General features: G+C 69.8%; 13 protein-coding genes. 6 read left to right on the forward strand and 7 right to left on the reverse strand.

The window, feature by feature from the left end:
- Nucleotide 1 precedes the first annotated feature (1 nt).
- The 4 genes from IT182_06760 to IT182_06775 all read right to left on the reverse strand — a co-directional run bounded on the left by IT182_06760 (nt 2) and on the right by IT182_06775 (nt 8,009).
- Nucleotides 2-3,358, reverse strand: coding sequence for an FtsW/RodA/SpoVE family cell cycle protein (locus IT182_06760; GenBank protein MCC6163033.1), 3,357 nt, complete (start codon nt 3,356-3,358; stop codon nt 2-4).
- Complete coding sequence (locus IT182_06765; protein ID MCC6163034.1) at nt 3,358-5,370, reverse strand: serine/threonine protein kinase; 2,013 nt, start codon at nt 5,368-5,370, stop codon at nt 3,358-3,360. Before IT182_06765 ends, IT182_06760 begins: the two co-directional genes overlap by 1 nt.
- The gene (locus tag IT182_06770) at nt 5,370-6,998 is read right to left on the reverse strand and encodes a serine/threonine-protein phosphatase (protein ID MCC6163035.1); all 1,629 of its coding nucleotides are present in this window, start codon (nt 6,996-6,998) and stop codon (nt 5,370-5,372) included. Before IT182_06770 ends, IT182_06765 begins: the two co-directional genes overlap by 1 nt.
- An 84-nt stretch (nt 6,999-7,082) precedes the next feature.
- Nucleotides 7,083-8,009, reverse strand: coding sequence for a DUF3662 domain-containing protein (locus IT182_06775; protein ID MCC6163036.1), 927 nt, complete (start codon nt 8,007-8,009; stop codon nt 7,083-7,085).
- Between the two features lie 230 nt (nt 8,010-8,239).
- Here IT182_06775 and IT182_06780 point away from each other — a divergent pair, with 230 nt between their 5' ends.
- Genes IT182_06780 through IT182_06790 form a run of 3 tightly spaced genes read left to right on the forward strand, consistent with a single transcriptional unit; the run spans nt 8,240 to nt 11,537 of the window.
- Nucleotides 8,240-8,905, forward strand: coding sequence for a winged helix-turn-helix domain-containing protein (locus tag IT182_06780; protein ID MCC6163037.1), 666 nt, complete (start codon nt 8,240-8,242; stop codon nt 8,903-8,905).
- Between the two features lie 27 nt (nt 8,906-8,932).
- Nucleotides 8,933-9,670, forward strand: a complete 738-nt coding sequence (locus IT182_06785; GenBank protein MCC6163038.1) for a PIG-L family deacetylase — start codon at nt 8,933-8,935, stop codon at nt 9,668-9,670.
- Nucleotides 9,671-9,725: 55 nt separating this feature from the next.
- The gene (locus IT182_06790) at nt 9,726-11,537 is read left to right on the forward strand and encodes a thioredoxin family protein (GenBank protein ID MCC6163039.1); all 1,812 of its coding nucleotides are present in this window, start codon (nt 9,726-9,728) and stop codon (nt 11,535-11,537) included.
- Nucleotides 11,538-11,566: 29 nt separating this feature from the next.
- Here IT182_06790 and IT182_06795 read toward each other — a convergent pair whose 3' ends face one another.
- Entirely contained in the window at nt 11,567-12,751 is a 1,185-nt protein-coding gene (locus tag IT182_06795; protein ID MCC6163040.1) for an amidohydrolase, read from the reverse strand.
- Here IT182_06795 and IT182_06800 point away from each other — a divergent pair.
- Both IT182_06800 and IT182_06805 read left to right on the forward strand, forming a co-directional pair.
- Entirely contained in the window at nt 12,750-13,913 is a 1,164-nt protein-coding gene (locus IT182_06800) for an exo-alpha-sialidase (GenBank protein ID MCC6163041.1), read from the forward strand. The two genes, IT182_06795 and IT182_06800, sit on opposite strands and share 2 nt — an antisense overlap.
- Before the next feature lie 9 nt (nt 13,914-13,922).
- The gene (locus IT182_06805) at nt 13,923-14,888 is read left to right on the forward strand and encodes a hypothetical protein (GenBank protein MCC6163042.1); all 966 of its coding nucleotides are present in this window, start codon (nt 13,923-13,925) and stop codon (nt 14,886-14,888) included.
- Between the two features lie 62 nt (nt 14,889-14,950).
- Here the strand turns inward: IT182_06805 and IT182_06810 are convergent, their stop codons facing one another.
- Nucleotides 14,951-15,997, reverse strand: a complete 1,047-nt coding sequence (locus tag IT182_06810) for a dihydrodipicolinate synthase family protein (protein ID MCC6163043.1) — start codon at nt 15,995-15,997, stop codon at nt 14,951-14,953.
- 1 nt (nt 15,998) lies between these two features.
- Nucleotides 15,999-17,042 (reverse strand): NAD(P)-dependent oxidoreductase, encoded by a 1,044-nt coding sequence (locus IT182_06815; protein ID MCC6163044.1) that lies wholly within the window; start codon nt 17,040-17,042, stop codon nt 15,999-16,001.
- 146 nt (nt 17,043-17,188) lie between these two features.
- Between IT182_06815 and IT182_06820 the strand changes: the two genes are divergently transcribed.
- Nucleotides 17,189-18,136, forward strand: coding sequence for a GNAT family N-acetyltransferase (locus IT182_06820; GenBank protein ID MCC6163045.1), 948 nt, complete (start codon nt 17,189-17,191; stop codon nt 18,134-18,136).
- The last annotated feature ends 70 nt before the right edge of the window (nt 18,137-18,206 follow it).

Here is an 18,206-nt window from a genome sequence, read left to right on the forward strand (position 1 = left end):
CTTACCGGGAACGAAGGGTTTCCGGTCCCTTCTCGAAGTACCCGAGGTCGCGCGCCGCGTCGACGATCGCGCCCGCCACGGGCGCCGCCGCACGTGCGCCGTATCCGGCGTGCTCGACGATGACGGCGAAGGCGATGGGACGCGATCCACCGTATGGAGCGAAGCCGACGAACCACGAGTGCGCGGGCCGTCCGTCGACCTCGGCGGTCCCCGTCTTGCCGGCGATCGGCGTGGCGTTGCCCGCCAGCGTCTTGCCTGTTCCCACCTTCACCACCTCGCGCATGTCTCGCGCGAGGCGTGCCGCGTCGCTCTCGGCCAGGAAGCGCGGCGCGTCACCAGGCGCCACATCGTCTTCGAGCGTCCATCGCGCCGGGAGCGCAAGACCGCCGCCCGCGATCGACGCGACGACGCGCGCCATCTTCAGTGGAGAGACGAGTACCTCGCCCTGGCCGTAGCCGGCGTGCGGCAGCGTGTCGCGCAGGCGCTCGGCTGTCGCAGGTCGCGCCACGTCGATCTGGAACGTCGAGACGGCATCGAGGATCGGACGGGGGCCGAGCTGCATCGCAAGCTGCGCGAAATACGCGTTGCACGACACCACGAGGCCTTTGTGCAGATCGACGGCGCCATGCGGCACGGTATCCATCACATCGTCACGCACGGGCCGTGACCAGCCGCGGATCTCGTGGCCCACGCGCCCGTCCGGCAGTCGCACGCACAGGTGCGGAACCGTCTGCACCTCCGGACGACTGCGCAACGCTGCGGCGGCGACGAGCAGCTTGAACGTCGACCCTGGCGGGTACAGCCCGTACCGCACCCTGTCGAGCAGCGCATCCGCCGCGCGCGCACCATCGGTACTGGCGTCGGATGGTGTCACGCGAACCAGCCCGTTGGCCGACGCGTCTGGCATCGGATAACTGACAGACGCGAGCACGTCACCCGTCTCGACGTCGAGCACCACCGCCGCACCGCGAGCGTGGCCGCCGCGCTCGATCGCCGACGCGAGCGCGTGAGCCGTCCGCTGCTGGAGTCGCGCGTCGAGCGCCACGTGCACGTCGCGCGGACGCCCCAGCAGCAACGCCACGTCGGACCGCGTCGAATCGGCCCCATGACGGACGAGCGGCAGCAGCGCCGAGTAGTCGCGTCTCACCGTGCGTTCGCGCGCACCCGTCCGTGGGTGCACCACCTCCACCACCCGCTGCCCATCGTCGAAGCCCTTGAGCGTGGTGTCGTACTCGCGCTCGACGTACGACGCGTTGCGCGCCCCCCAGTTGGCCTGCGAGGCCCAGTCGCCAATCACGCCGAACGTCAGGGCACCGAGCGGATAGCAGCGCGGCGCGCCATCCGTACATGCGCGCGACCGTCCCGGCGACTCGCCTGCGGCGCGCATCTCCGACGGCCGGCTCGTTGCGAGCACCGCGCCGCGCCTGTCGTAGATCGTGCCGCGCTCGATGGCCCGCGCCGCGGCGACCAGACGCGGGTTGTACTCGAAGCGGTAGCCGCCATCGGCCTGCCCGCTCAGGCTCGACGCGCCGGCAATGGCATCGGCCTTCACCACCTGCACCCACGTCACGCGCAACGCCAGCACGCCGCCGACGACCGCCAGCACGACGCCGAGCACGCGCACGGGTTGCGCGAGATGCGCACGCACGTCGCCGCGTCGACGGGCGACGGCAAGGATGATGCCGACGGCGACGCAGTTGGCGAGCATCGACGACCGGCCGTAGCTGAGGAACGGCGTCACCACCCCCGTGAGCGGCAGCAGGCCGAGCAATCCGCTCGCGATCACGGCCGCCTGCACGACGAGCGCGAGCGTGAGGCCAACGCCAAGCAGCGCGCTGTAGTCGCCGGGCGCGCGTACGGCGATGCGCAGGCACCGCCACGCGAGCAGTGCGAACAGCGCGACGACGGCAAGCACGCCGACGGCGCCGAACTGCTCGCCGAGCGCGGCGAGCACGAAGTCCGTGTGGCCTTCGGGGATCGACTGCGGACTGCCTGCACCCGGTCCGCTGCCCCAGAGTCCGCCTGTCGCGAGCGCCCACAGGCCATGCGCGATCTGGTTGCCGCCCGTCACGCCGTTGTTCCAGGGATCGGCCCAGATCCGCACGCGCTGCCCCACCGTTGCCGGGACGTCGATCGCATACGCCGCGGCGAAGCCGGCCGCCAGCATCGCCGTGCCGACGAACACGAATGCCAGGCGTCCGCGTGCGATCGCATACAGCGCGATCACCACGCCGGAGAGGACGAGCGCCGGTCCGAGATCCTTCTGGAGGAAGAAGAACGCCATCACGAGCAACATGCTCGCCACTACGGGACGCACGTCGCGCCATCGCGGCAGGCGCACGGCGCGCAGCCACGCGGGCTGTGCCGCCGGCGCTTCGTGCAGTTCGCGCAACAGTTCGAATCGGCGCGCGAGCGCGCCGGCAATCGCAAAGACGACGAGCAGGCGGATCGCTTCGACGGGCTGTCCGCCGAAGAGGTTCACCTTCACGCCGCTCGTGCCGGGCCCGGACCCGAACAGGAGCAGCAGTACGGCAAGCAGCAGCGCGGCCGCGAGCGGCAGGAGCACGGTGTGGCGGAGCGGCGACGACTCATAATCGAGCTCCGACGCAACGAGCAGCAGGGCGAGCCCGGCGGCGACGCCACTCGCGAACGTCGAGGCGATCATGGCGTCGCGCAACGGATCGCGCAGCGCGATCATCCCCATCAGGCCGATGCCGCACAGGAGCAGCAGCGTCGGCAGGACGATCGGGTCGTCGGTCGCGCCACGCCAGCGGCGCACGACGTGTGCGATCCAGAAAGCCGCGACGAAAAGCGCGATCGCGCCGGCCAGCTGCCTGAGGTACGCGCTCGACGTCCTGACGGCGAGCGACGGCTTCAGCGCCGCCAGGTCCGCCGGCGACAGCAGACGGATCGGCCCTGTCGTCTCGCGCGCCGCCGCGCGCGCGCGCGCCTGCACTAGCCGGCTGTCGGCCTTGCGCTCGTCAGCCGTGACTGTCACGCCAGCCAGACCACCGACGTGCTCCAGTGGATCGATCGTGTCAGTTGCGCGGCGATACAGGCGTTCCGCCACCGCCATTCGTTCGCGGTCGCTCTCGAACATCGTGAGCAGCGGGACGAGCGCCGCCGGCGACGCGAGGTCGTGCAGCACCGCCGGCGCTACGACCACGGATTGTTCTTTGGGGATGGAGGCCACGGGCTTCAGCCCGTGGCGTCCTGCGATCGCCAAACCCACCCCGAACAACACGACAACCGTCGTCGCGAGGAGGCCGAGCATCTCCACGTTCGCCGCGCGCGTGGCGCCGGGCTGCGATGCTGCGGGCCGTCCCACGCGAGACGGCGTCGTCTGGATGATGCGCATCAGGAGGGCCCTCGGGACGTGGCGGCGGCCAGTTCCTCGTCCACGCGCTTGACGTGGTCCTTGCAGATCTCGATGTTCTTCGCGGCGTTCGCGAAGCCGAGGATCGGCTCGAACGCCTCGATGCACGCCTCGAAGCTCGCACGCGCCCCTTCGAGCGCGTGCAGGCGTTCCTCCCCGGACACGTTGCGCGCTTCGCGCCGCAGCGTCTCGCCGCGCCGCATGTGCCCGTCCGCCAACTGCGCGCGTTCGCGACGGCCCGGCGTGTACCCGCGCTGCTGCGCGGCAGCCATCGCCTCCGACGCGAGGTCGACGTCGGCGGGCACGAGACCGTAGACGGCCACGCGCGCGATTCCCAGGTACGGATCGAACGAGACCGCGTCGAGGCGACTCGCGGCCCTGAAGCGATCGATCGCGCGCCTGTAGGTGGCCTGCGTGGCCTCCGATCGCCCGGGACGATTGGAGATGCGGATGATGTGCGCGTCGCACAACTGAAGGCGAGCCCGCGCGATGCGATCGCCGGGCGACAACCGGAGTGCCCACAGCAGCGCGCGCTGCGCCTGCTTCCAGTCCGTGAGCGTGAGCGACGGCTGGTCGCTGCGGTAGTCCTCGATCACGCGATCGGCAAGACCCACCAGGTGCGACCGCAGCCGCCCGTTCACGCGCCAACGCAAACCCAGGTCGAGCGGCCCCGTCCTCGCCACATCGTCGTAATTCGCTTCGGCGGTCGCGAGCGTGGCGCCGTCGATGGCGGGCACCGCCGCGCGCAAGCGCTCGGCGCCGGCGCAGGCCACCGCTTCGCTCGTGACGGCATAGAGGGCGGCCAGCAATGCCGCCACGCGCAGCAGTCGGCGTATGCGACGCAGGCGTGGCCATCTCGTCGCACCCACCGCCGGCGAGGACGCCGGCGCGCCCGCCGCGTCCAGCGGCCGCGCAAGGGGCACATCCGCGACTGGCAAGGGCGGAGGTACGAATGGCAGCGGATCCGTCGCCGGAACCGGACCGACGGCCCGTACCGGCGACCCGGCCCACCCGAGTCCCACGGCCGCATCGTGCCACTCCTGATCGCGGCGTGTCGTCGGCTGATCGGCGTCGGCGTGGGGTGCCACGCGCGTGGTGGCGGGCGTGTCGTACTCGGCGAGCGCCATCGGCTCGCCACCTTCGAGGAAGGTCGCCAGATCGGCCTTGATGGCGGCGGCGCTGCCGTACCGTCGATCGGGCTGGTACGCGAGCAGCTTGTCGACGATCGCCGAGAGCGCGGCAGGCACCGCGACAGGCAGCGGCTCGCGCGGCGCGTTGCCGCGAATCGCGCGTTCGAGCTGGCTCTTGAAGGCGGGCGCCTGGAGGGTGCGGTAGGGCCTGTGCCCCGCCAGCATCTCGTAGAGCATGACGCCGACGGACCAGAAGTCGACGTGCTCGTCCACGCGGCCGTCGATGAGACGCTCGGGCGACATGTACGCCGACGTTCCCCAGTTGTTCGTGGTGAGCGGCTTGGACTTGTCGAGCGCCTTCGCGATCCCGAAGTCGAGCACGATCACGCCACCCGACGGCCTGACGAAGATGTGCCCCGGCTTCAGATCCGCGTGAACGAGGCGGTCATAGTGATCGCCTTCAATCGTGGTGGTGAAGCTGTGCGCGCGCTGGAGGAACGCGCAGATGGCCGCCGCGTGCCGCGCCGCGTCCAGTGGTGCCACAGCGCCCATCGCAATCGCGTCGGAGAGCGCTCCGCCCTGGATCAACTCCATCGCGATGTAGAGGTCGCCGTCGCGGTCGTAGCCGACGTCGTACACCGCGGGCACCATGCCGTGGGCGTCGTGGAAGCTGCGCTGCAGCATCGCGCCGCGACGCTCGGCCTCGATACGCTCGGCGGCGTCTGCCGCGTGGTCGCGGAGCACCAGCTTCAACGCCACGCGCGCACCATCGGCCTTGCGCCGCGCCAGCCACACCGTGCCGAAGCTGCCCTGATCGAAGGGCTTGTCCGCATCGGTCTCGTAACCCGCCACCTGCCACGCCATCAGCGGTCCCCACCGGCGCGGCGCGTCTCGTCAGGACGAGCATGCACCACCACGTTGTCTGTCCGAACTGCGTCGCGCTCTGGTGCCGACAGGCCGGCGACCGGCGACGGACCGAACCCGACGAACGCATTCCTGCGCAGCACCGCCGATGCACCCGCGTGCAGGACGATGGCCGAGACGTCTGGTGCGGGTCCAGGTGCTGGCGCGGACTGGCGGATGAAGATGCTGTCCGATGCTTCGAGCCTGCTGCGATCGCGCAGCGCGACCGCGGTGCCGGGTCCCGAGACATGCGTGCCCATCAGCGTGGCCGATGCGTCCGGCAGCAGTTCCACGGCCGCCCGCCTCGCGCCGTCGATCTGGAGCAGTTCGATCGCCCGCCCCTGCCCGCTCAGCCTGATGCCGACATCCACGGGTGCGTCGTCTGTCGACACGATGCGGACGCCGCTGATGGCGCCGCCGGCGGGTCCGCCCGCGACGATGGCGGTCCAGTCGCCGCTGGCCGTCGACGGACGCACGAAGATCGACGCACCGGGCACGCGCGCGCGAAGCGACACGCCGTCCGGCACGTCGACGGACTCGGCGTACGTACCGGGCTCGAGACGGATCACATCGCCCGGACGCGCGTCGTGCACGGCGGTGGCCAGGCCGGCGACGGTGTCGGATGCCACGGCCGCGGCAACGATCGTGCGACCACCGACCGGCGGCGCAATCGACAGTCGCCACACAGCGAGCAGTGCGGCAGCAAGACCGACGAGCACGCCGAGCACGAACCAGGTCGCGCGACCACCGGTGCCGCGCGTGTGCGTGTCGTCGTCAGCCGTCCGCGAAATCTGCGCCGGCAATGTGGAAGCGGACTCGGCCAGCCGGCGCGCGAATCGCGGCCCTTCGGCATAGACCACCGTCACGTTGTCGCGTCCACCGGCATCATTGGCCGCCGCTACGAGCGCCTCCGTCACGGCCTCGACGTCGCCCGCGTGCGCGCGCACCACGCTGTCGATCGTCGTCGCCGGCACCATGTCCGTGAGCCCATCGCTGCACACCAGCACCGCCGCATCGTCTTCGAACGTGGTCTCGACAACCTCTACGTAGTCGGGCTCGTCCTTGTCGCGCAGCGCGCTGCCCACGTCGCGAAACACTTCGTGCCGGCGCGGGTGGCGCATCGCGGCGAGTTCGTCGAGCTCGCCCGCGTCTTCACGTTCGCCGATCGGCGAGTGATCGTGCGTGAGCTTCACGACGCCGCCGGCGCCGATCTTGTACAGGCGACTGTCGCCGACATGGCCGATCGTGAGGTGTCCGCCGGCCACGAGCGCGATAGTGGCCACGCACGTCATGCCGGTGAGATCGGGCGATGCCGACGCGCGACGGTAGATCTCGTTGTTCGCCAGGGCGATCGCTTCCCTGACGCGCTCCGACGGCGTGCCGAGCGGACGCGCAAGACGCTGGAGGATCACCTCGCGCGCGATGGCGGCCGCCGTCTCGCCGGCGGCGTGTCCACCCACGCCGTCGATCACGCCGACGATCCCGCGCTCGCGATCGAGCACCGGCAGATCCTCGTTGTTGGTGCGCACGCGTCCTGCGTCGGACCGCGACGAGGCCGCGAACGCCGTGCCGATCGTCGCGTCAGCCACGGTCGTACGTCCGCGCCAGCCAGCCGAGCCACGCCACGGTGGCCACGAGTGCCAGCAGGAAAAGAGACTGCAGTGCCGCGAGCATCAGACCAGCGCCTCGAAGTCGAAAGTGACGATGCCGGCCAGACCGATGCGCGCGCGGGCGGGCAACGGGAACTCGGGGCCGGGTCGGGCCACGCCCTCGGGTCCCTTCACGGCCGGCGGGACAGGCGTGTCGTCGACGGTGGTGCCCCAGAGGCTGACGTCCTGCACGAAGAACGTGCCATCGGCGCCGAGACCGATCCTGACGTGCTCGCGCGAGACGCGCGGCGTCGCCATCACCTGCACGTCCACCCACACGGCGCTGCCGCCGCGTCCGATGGCAATCGTGTCCTTACGCATCACGAAGGTGTGCGTGCCGCGATCGTCGCGATACGTGAGGCGCGCCCTGTCGCGGCCGCCGCGTACGTCGGTCGTCCTGACGTCGCCGGCTGGCGGCGCGCCTGGCAGTGGCCGCGGCACTCCAGCGGCGGGGGGCGCAACAGGTGCGGCAACGGGCTCGTGCGTCACTGTCGCCGTCCGTCCAGACGCGCCGACCACGCTGCGCACGATGCGCGTGGTGGGCGTGCCGGCGTACTCCACGGGCGCGGGCATCGCGAGCGTGGAGACGATGCCGATCTGGCCGCGCGCGAGCTCGCCGTCGGGATCCTGGCGGATGTGGACCTCCCATCCGCCAGGCGGCACCTCGATGGGCGCAAGCCTGTCGCGCTCGAGCAGGCGCGCCATGATGGTCTTCACGCGCCCGTCCATCCCGCGGTTCAGGCGTGCGACTTCCTCGGTGAGGGCCTGCTTCACCTGATCCGCCACGGCAGCCGACACGCCGGCGATGGCCTCGTGGTCCTCGGGGTGCAGGTAGACGTGATAGATGGTCGGCGCGAGCGTGCTGTACGGCAGCGCGTACAGGTTGAGTGACAGCTCCTCCCGGACCGCCCGCCAGATGTCGCGCCCACTCGGTGCCTTCACCGTCGTCATCAGGTTCCTCCCGGCCGGCAATCGGCAACCCGGCAACCGGAACAACTGCGCCGCGTAGCGGATCTCGAAAATGGAGGCCAGGGGCGTCCGCTCCTGGCGCCAACCGGTTGCCCGTTGCCGGTTGCCAGTTGCCGGACCCACGTCACCGGTCCTCGTCGGGTACTATGCACCGGACGCTGCGGCGAAGTCCCAAGGGAATCCCAAGGATTCCATCGCCAGGCGAAACGCGCATGCGGGTTGCCTTCGGACGCTTCACCTTCGATTCGGACACACGCGAACTGCTCGACGCGGGTGCGCGCGTCCACCTGTCGCCCAAGGCGTTCGATCTCCTGGCGCTCCTGCTCGAACGCCGGCCCGCCGTGGTCAGCAAGCGCGACATCCACGACCGCGTGTGGCGCGACACGTTCGTCAGCGAGGCCAGCCTCAGCGTCGTGATCGCGGAGATCCGCCAGGTGCTCGGCGACGACTCACGGCAGTCGGCGTTCGTCCGCACCGTCCACCGCGTGGGCTACGCCTTCAGCGGTCCGGCGCAGACGCTCGCCGCGCCGCGCGCAGACCAGGGTCCGGCGACGCCGCTGTGCTGGCTCGTGTATCAGGACAGAGCCATCCCGCTCACGCCGGGCGAACACGTCATCGGACGCGATCCGCGCTGCGCCGTGTGGGTCGACGCATCCGGCGTCTCCCGTCGCCATGCGCGCGTCGACGTGGGCGCAGACGCCACGCTCGTCTGCGACCTCGATTCGAGCAACGGTACTTTCGTCGCCGGCCAGCGCGTCACCACGCCCCGCCCGCTCGCCGACGGCGACATCCTCGAACTCGGCGCCGCCACCCTCACCTACCGCGCCTGGTCCGACGGCACCGGCGCCAGAACGGAACGCGTCGCCCGACGGTCGTAGGGGCGCGGCGTGCGTACAATGGGCGGGATGCTCCGGGCCGCCATCGCCACCATCACGTTCGCGATACTGCTCGGCACCGCGCTGCACGCCCAACCGGCAGGCCCCATTGTCATCCTTGCGCCGCATCCAGACGATGAGACGCTCGGTGCCGGGGGGCTCATCGCCACGCGCGCCGGTGAGGGACGCCGTGTCGTCGTGGTGGTCGTCACCGATGGACGGGCGCTGTTGCGGCGGTTCGGCATCGACGCCAACCCGAGTGAAGTCGAAGTGGCGGCGATGCGCAAGGATGAGACCCGCCGTTCGGTGAACATCCTCACGCACGGCAAGGGCGAGATCGTCTTCATGGACATCCCGAACGAGTCCCTCGTGGCGCAACGGGACGTCGCCACGCAGCGCATGACAACGCTGCTCGCCGAACTCCGGCCCGCCGAACTGTACGTGACAAGTCCGTTCGAGAGTCACGCCGAACACGTGGCGACCAACGAGATCGCCCGAACGGCGTGCGCCGCATCGCGCGCGTGCGGGGCGGTGTTCGAGTTCATCGTCACACTGAAGAGCGGCACGGACCTGTCGCAACTCCCGCGCCGGCAGACGTCAGTGGATGTGTCGGCGCACCGCGAGCTCGAGCACCTGGCACTCCAGCAGTTCCGCAGCCACCTCGACGTGATCTCTCCGAAGCTGCCCACTCCGTTCGAGCAGCATCAGTACGAACGGTACCTGACGCCGCTGGAGCCGTTCCTGATCGACGAGACGAGGCCACGGTAGGAGACGGCCCCTGCGAAGACGAGGAGCGTCGTGATGACCTTGGTACGATGGTCAGGTGCGCACCCTCCGCCGGCTCGCCCAGCCCTCTTCTCCCCTTCTCGAAGGCCGATGGCCGACGGCCCGCCTGTGCATGCGCATCGCCACGGTGCTGCTCGTCGTCGCCGGCGCGGGCGCGCTGCTGAGCGCGCAGGCGCGGCGGCCGCGCGCCGAGATCGTCACGCACGCACCCACTGTCGTGGCAGCGGGCGGCGACGCGCGGGTGGCGCTCGTGGCGACCCTGCCCGAGGGGCTGCACGTGCAGTCGGACGCGCCGCGCGATCCGTCGCTCATCCCGACGGTGCTGACCATCGACGCGCCGGCGGGCGTCACCGTGCGGCACCTGATCTACCCGACACCTTCGGACTTCGAGCAGGAAGGGCAGCCGCAGCCCCTCGCCGTGTTCGATCACGAGTTCGTCGCGGGTGCCGAGATCGCGATCGCTGCAGACGTCTCCGCCGGCACGCTGACCATCCCCGGCCGCCTGCGCTATCAGGCCTGCGACGATCGCATCTGCTTCGCGCCGCAGACGGCCCCAGTCGAGTGGACCGTCACCGTTGCGTCGGCAGGGACCGCTACCGCAGGTATGGACACGCCCGTGTTCGCGCGGTTGGCGCAGGGGCGGACGACGGATCCCGGTGCCGCTCCCGTCGCGCGTGCGATCGCGCCGCAGGACGCCGCGCCCGCGCAGCCGACTCCGGCCTCCGACGCCGACATCCACGCAGCACTCGACCGCTTCACCGTGCTCGGCACCACAGGCGGGTACCTGCGGTCTGCCGACTTCCTGCAGTTTGTCTCGGATGCCGAACGCGGCGTGGTGCAGAAGGGCCTGCTCGACGGCCGCGGCCCGGTGGCCATCCTGCTCATCGTGCTGCTCGGCGGCCTCGCGCTGAACCTCACGCCGTGCGTCCTGCCGATGGTGCCGATCAACCTCGCGATCATCGGCGCCGGGGCGAAGGCCGGCTCACGCCAGCGCGGCTTCGTGCTGGGCCTCGCGTACGGCGCGGCGATGGCGCTCGTCTACGGCATCCTCGGACTCGTGGTGATCCTCACGGCGGGCACGTTCGGCACGCTGAACGCGTCGCCGTGGTTCAACCTCGGGATCGCGCTGCTCTTCGTGGTGCTCGCCTTGGCGATGTTCGACGTGATCCTGATCGACTTCTCCACGCTCGCCGCGGGTCCGTCGACGCAGGGCCGCAGCGGCTCGATTCCGCTCGCCTTCACGATGGGCGGCGTGGCGGCGCTGCTTGCCGGCGCGTGCGTCGCGCCGGTCGTCATCCAGGTGATTCTCTTCTCGAGCAGCCTGTACGCGGGCGGCACGTCGCTCGCGCTGGCGCTGCCGTTCGTGCTCGGGCTCGGCATGGCGCTGCCGTGGCCGCTCGCGGGCGCCGGCATGGCGTGGCTGCCGAAGCCGGGCGCGTGGATGGTGCGCGTGAAGCAGGCGATGGGCCTGCTCATCCTCGCCACGGCCGTCTACTACGGCTATCTCGCGTGGACGATCTTCGACAATCGCCGCGTCGACGCGGGGGCCGTTGCGGAGAGCGTGCAGGCACGGCTCGAAGAGGGCTGGACCGCCTCACTCGCAGACGGTCTCGCGCAGGCCGAACGCGAGGGCAAGCCGGTCCTGCTCGACTTCTGGGCCACATGGTGCAAGAACTGCCTGACCATGGACGCGACGACGTTCGAGGATGCGGGAGTGAAGGCCGCGCTCGACGGGTACGTGAAGATCAAGGTCCAGGCCGAAGACCCCGACGCCGAACCCTCACGCGCCCTCCTCTCCCGCTTCAACGCCGTGGGCCTGCCGACGTACGTCGTCCTCCGTCCGCGCTGAGCGCTTGCCGGTTGCCGGTTGCCGTCCCCCTATCTGTCCTCCACCTTCCAGCCCAGCACGCGATCCGCGTTCGATTGGTAAATCTTTCGCAACACATCGTCCGGCAGGTGCAGGCCGTAGACGCGCCACTCGCCCGTGGTCGGGAACGGGTGGTCGTAGTACTTGAAGTACTCGTCGGACGTTTCGAGCAGGCGGTAATAGAGGCGGTGCCGCGGCTGATCCGGACGGCCGGGATACCTGTCGGTGCCGAAGAGCACGCTATCCTGCCAGCGAATCAGGAACGCGCGCGCCGTGTACGGCTGGCGACCCATTTCGGCCTCGCGCGCCGAGAGGTCCACGACCATGTTCGGGTGGCGTTCGAGCCGGCGCGCCAGCGCCGCGAGATCCTCGCCGTTGTCGCCGAGGTGCGCAGCGATGAACGTCGTCTTCGGATGCTTCGCGACCATGCGATCGCGCTGCGCCAGCACCTCCTCGCGCGCAGGGAAGCCGGGACCGTGGAAGCTCCAGTCAGGGTGCCGCTTCAACTGGAGCCAGCGCTCGTTCTTCTCGTCGATCGGCTGGAAGAACGCCACTGGATCTGACGAGTGGATGAGGACGGGAATGCGCAGGCGCCCGCACGCCTCCCAGATCGGATCGATGCGCGGGTCGTCGATGGGCACCACGCGTCCGCTGCGATCCTTGATGGTGAGGCCGAGGCTCTTGAAGATCTTGACGCCCGCCATGCCGCGTGCGTGCGCGCGTTCGAGCATCGTCACGTGATCGGCGGCGAACGTCGGCTCGTCGATGCGGCTGAAGTCGATGTTGCCGAAGATGACCAGGCGTCCGGGCGACGCGTCGTGATAGCGCGCGAGCATGCGATCGAGCTGCGCGCCGAAGCCGCCGCTCAGGTTCACCGAGCGCTCGACGCCGAGATCGTCCATGGCCTTCAACAGCGCCGCAGGTTCCACGCTCGCCGGCCAGTGCGCGTGGATGTCGGTGGCCGGATACTTCGCGCGATCGACGCGCGTCTCCTTCGTCACGAGCGCCGGCGTGGGGTCGTAGGGCCGGAGCACCGTGTCGCCCACGAAGATCGCCTGCCCCATCGGCGGATCCTTCTCCCGCTCCTGCGCCACGCTCCAGGCGACGGCCCCACCGGCGCCCGCACCAAGCCCTGCCGCAACGATCCATCGCAGAGATTTTTGAAACGTGTTCCAGATGATGCGAGACTCTCGCATGCGTCATCCCCTCCCCGCTGCCGCGGCACTGCCGCTGGCGATGTTGTTCCTGCCGGGCGCGTCGATCGCGAACGGTCAACCTGCAACCCCACCTGCTCCGGCCCAATCGGTGACACGACCCGCCGCGTCCGTGCAGCACGTCGACGTCTACCGCGTCGCCGGGCGCTACGGCGGCTGGCCCGCCAATCATGGCATCTGGGCCTGGGGTAACGAGATTCTCGTCGGTTTCGAGGCCGGATACTTCAAGGACAGCAAGACCAGCCACTCCATCGACTACTCGCGTCCGGCCGAACATCTGCTCGCGCGCAGCATGGACGGCGGCGTCACGTGGACGGTCGAGCACCCCGCCGATCTCAAACCGCCGCCAGGATTGCAGCAGGCGGGCGTGCCGGCCGAAGCCGGCGGCCGGCCCGTCGCCGAGAGCCCGGGCGGCATCCCGTTCACACACCCTGATTTCGTGTTCACCGCGCGCATGGCGAGCATCCACGTCGGGCCGTCGCGCTTCTACTACTCGATCGATCGCGGCCGCACGTGGAAGGGCCCATACGCACTGCCCGACTTCGGTACGCCCGGCATCGCCGCACGCACCGACTACATCGTCGACGGCCCGCAGACGATGACGATCTTCCTGACGGCGGCCAAGTCCAACGAGAAGGAGGGACGCGTGATCGCGGCGCGCACGACCGACGGCGGCAAGACGTGGACGCGCCTCGCGTACGTGCACGACGAGGCGGCGGGCAACGAGTTCGGCATCATGCCGTCCACCGTGCGGCTCTCGCCCACGGCGCTCTACACGACGGTACGCTATCGGCGGTTCATCGAAGCGTTCAGGTCCGACGACAACGGCCTCACGTGGACGGGTGTGACACGCGCCGTGCCTGACACGGGCCGCGGGAATCCACCGAGCCTCGTGAAGCTCGCCGACGGGCGTCTCGTCGTCACGTTCGGCTATCGGGCGGAGCCTTATGGCATGCGTGCGCGCGTGAGCACCGACCAGGGACGCACGTGGAGCGACGACATCGTGCTGCGCTCCGACGGCGGCACGTGGGACCTTGGCTACCCACGCACGGTCGTGCGTCCTGACGGCAAGCTCGTCACGGTCTACTACTACAACCAGGGCGACACCGAACGCTTCGTCGGCGCCACCATCTGGGAACCATAGAGCACTGTAATGAAGAAGGCCCTCGGCTGTCTCGCGTATCTCGCCCTCGCGGCCGCTCTCACGTTCGTCATCGATCACGCGACGGGGGCCGACGTGGCACCGGTGCTGCGGCCGTGGGCGGCGCTCGCTGCCGCGGTGCTGCTCGTCCTCGGACTGTCCAGCATCGTCGAGTTGCTGATGGGATACGGGCGAGGCGAGCGCAGTCGCGGCACCATCCTCGCGCGGGCGCGCACGGGTGAGCCGCCCTCGGGCGGCGGACCGATGATCGTGACAGGCAACGTGCACCTCCAGAGCGGCATGCCGCTGCGTGCACCGTTGTCGGGCGTCGAATGCGTCGCCTACGACTATCGCATCTACGAACGGGTACAGGACCACGACGATGAGGACATGAGGCACCAGACCACGGTGCCCCACTGGTGGGGCATGGCGAGCCTGCCCTTCATCATCGATGCCGATCGGCGCGCGATTCGCGTGCTGGCCATGCCGAGGCTGCTCGACACGCCGACGACGCGCAAGACGGCTGACGTGGTCGAGCGCGCGCGCCGATACGTCAGGACGACGACGTTCGAGGACAAGTCATATCTCGGCACGATGGCGTCCGCCGTGACGATGTTCGGTGAGCTCGTGAGCGAGCAGACGTCGGGTGTCCGCCACGACTGGCGACGGACGGGCACCACGGCAGATCCCGCGACCCTGCTGATCGAGGAGCACGCCCTGCCCGTTGGCGTCGAAGTGTCTGTGGCGGGGCCCTGGTCGCCGGAACACCAGGCCATCGTCCCCCAGGGACTCGGGGGCGCTACGGTCACGGCCGTCACCGGCGGCGCGCACCTGCTGCAGGCCGACGGCGGCGCAGTTCCGCATTCGGCCCTGACAGTCGGCGTGTTCGCAGTGATCCTGATCGCCCTCGGCACCGCGATCGCCTGGGCCGCCAGCGCCGGCTACCTCGCCGCGTCGGCCCTCGGCCTCGACCAGTAAGGGGCCGGGCTCGGCGGGATGGAGCGACCGGTTGCCCGTTGCCGGTTGCCGGTTGCCGACTCCTATCCCTCCAGCCAGGTGTCCAGGTGCTCGGCGACAAACGCGTCGTCGGACAGGTGGGGATACTCGCGATACACGCGATCGATCTCGTCGGCCTGGCCAGGACTCATGACTTCGTGTGCGTCGAGGCAGCGCGTCGTTTCCAGCAGGCCCTGGCGACGAAGAACTTCATGAATGCCGGCGATGCAGCCGGCGAATCCGTTGGCCGAATCGAAGAACGCGGCGTTCGAATCCGTCACTTCGATGCCGCGCCGCAGCAGGGCCTGATCGACACGCCCCTGCTCCCACGTTCGGTGGCACTCGTCGAGCAGACTCACCGCCTTCGACGTCCACACGGCCCAATGTCCGAGCAGTCCGCCGATGATCCGCCGCTGCCGGCCCTCGCCTGCCGGAAACGGCGTCACCAGGTCGGCCACGATCGCATCGTCGTTGCCCGTGTAGAGCGCGATGTCGTCGCGTCCGGCGTCCACCACCGCGCGCACGACGTCGAGCGTCTGATACCTGTTGAACGGCGCGATCTTGATCGCCACCACGCCGGAAATCTCCGCAAACCGCCGCCAGAACGCGTACGAGAGTCGCCGGCCGCCCACCGACGGCTGCAGATAGAAGCCCACGATGGGGATGCTCGCCGCCACTGCACGGCAATGCGCGATGAGCTCATCGTCTGTCGCGGTACGCAGCGCCGCGAGACTGAGCAGGCCGGCGTGATAGCCGAGGGTCGCAAGGAGCGTCGCCTCATCGCATGCCTGCCGCGTGTCTCCGCACACGCCGCCGATGCGCACCAGCGGCGTCACGCGTCCGACGTCCGCGCGATCCATCTCCTCGCGCGCGAGCGACAACACGGGCTCGAACAACCCGATCTTCGGGTCGCGAATCGCGAACTGCGTGGTGTGCACGCCGACGGCGATGCCGCCGGCACCGGCAGCCGCGTAGTAACGCGTCAGCGCACGCTGACGTCTTTCGTCGAAGCGCCCCTCGACGTCGAGCGCGAGCGGGTGTGCGGGAATCACGAGGCCGCTGTCGAGCGCGGCACGAATGACTGCGTCCATGTCAGAACTTTCCGTCGCGCGACTCGAAGTGCGTCGGTTTGCCGAGGCTCGATCCGCCGCGCGACACCCAGTCGGCGGTCCAGTCGATCAGTTGCGAAAGCGCGACGTCCGGCCGGCCGAGATCGGTCCACCCGCGCGCGCCGTTGCTGAGAAGCGCGTCGCCGGCTTCGGTGCCGGTGAATCGCACCTCGCGTCCCATGCGCGCGCCGAGCGCGAGACAGACGTCACGTACCGAGAGTTCGTCGGGACCGGCGATGTTCACGACGTACGGCGGCGATGCCGCGTGCCGCAGCGCGGCGATGGACATCGCGTTGGCATCGCCCTGCCAGATGACGTTGGCGTAGCCCATCGCGAGATCGATGGGCGTCCCGGCGTGGACCTGACGCGCGAGATCGACGATCAATCCGTAACGCATCTCTGTCGCATAGTTCAGGCGCAGGATCGACACGGCCGTGCCGTTGGCGCGGCTGAAGTGCTCGAACATCCGCTCGCGTCCGAGACAGCTCATCGCGTACTCGCCGACAGGAGACGGGCGATCGGATTCCTGCGATCCGCCCCGGCCGGCTGGCGTGAGGCCGTAGACGTTGCCTGTCGAGAACGCGGCGATGCGGCTTCGCGCGTAGCGCCGGCAGACCACCGCCGGCAGCCACGCGTTCATCGCCCACGTGAGCGATTCGTCGCCCGTCGAACCGAACTTGCGCCCGGCCATGTAGATGACGAGCGGCGCGTCGGGCAGTCGCTCGACGGCGGCCTCGTCGAGCAGATCGCAGCGGATCGTTTCGACGCCGTGCGCCTGGAGCGCCTGCTCGTGCCCGGGTTCGGAGAAGCGCGCCACGCCGATGACGCGCCGCGTCACGCCGGCGGCATCGGACGCGCGCCGCGCCATGCGCGCGAGCGTCGGCCCCATCTTCCCGGCCACGCCGAGCACGATGAGGTCGTCGGCGAGCGCGCGCATCGCATCGATGGCGGCCACGCTCGGCGTGCTGAGGCGATCGTCGAGTTGCGCCTCGTCGGCGATGGAGAGCGGCCACGGTGTGTCTGGCATCGGGGGGATCATAACTGCCGGCAACGGGCAACCGGCAACAGGCAACCGGACATCTGCCGACAACGGGCACCGGCCCGCCTCCGCACCTCCGGTGCTTCGGTGCGGCAAGGCCTGGGCAGCGTCAGATGGACGCTATGCTTTCCCTCATGTCCTTACCCGAGACTGCCGTGCTGCGGCCGATGCTCGAGTCGGACGTCGACGCGGGGCTGCGGCTCTGCCGACAGAGCGGGTGGAATCAGGTCGCGAGCGACTGGCGGCAGTTCCTGACGCTCACGCCGGATGGCGCCACGGTGGCTGTCGCCGGTGGTGGGGTCGTCATCGGCACCGTGGCGACGATGAGGTATGCCGCGATGGATGCAGCCGCCACGCCTGACGCGGGGCGCGGTGGCGTGGCGTGGCTGGCGATGGTGCTGGTGGACGCCGATCGGCGCGGCGGCGGTATCGGCACGCGGTTGTTGCGACACGCGATCGCTACGGCCCACCTCGAAGACACGCTCGGTCTCGACGCCACACCGCTCGGGCAACCCATCTACGAGAAACTCGGCTTCGTTGCAGCCGGCACGCTGGTGCGGATGCAGCGACAACCTCTCACGGATGGAGGCCAGGGGGTTCACGACCGTTCGCTCCATCCCAACGTACGGCCGGCGACGCCAGCCGACATCGACGCCATCGCGCGACTCGATGCGCACACGACGGGACTCGATCGCGCCGCCATGCTCGCGTGGCTGCGCGACGGTGCGCCGACAACAGCGTGGGTGTGCGAGTCGGCCGGCCACATGACCGGCGTCGTGCTGGGCCGCATCGGTCACGACGCGGTCCACATCGGCCCAATCATCGCGCCCGAGGTCGACACCTCCGCCGCCCTGCTCGACGCCGCGATCACGTCGCACCCCGACGCCAGGCTCTACATCGACATCGACGATGCCAGTCCCGGCTGGCGCTCGCTCGTCGAAGCCTGCGGCTTCATCGCCCAGCGCCCCTTCACCCGCATGTACCGCGGCCCCTGGCGCCCCCCCGCGCCCCGTCCGCTACCGGCCTCGCCCTCCGTCCTCCATCCGCTGATGTTCGCCATCATCGGTCCCGAGTTCGGTTGAACTCCACCGTTCGGTTGCCGGTTGCCGAGCGTGTCCATCCTCTCCGCTATGATGGTGGGCATCCGTGACC

It is taken from the genome of Acidobacteriota bacterium (assembly GCA_020845575.1).
Lineage (GTDB): Bacteria > Acidobacteriota > Vicinamibacteria > Vicinamibacterales > Vicinamibacteraceae > Luteitalea.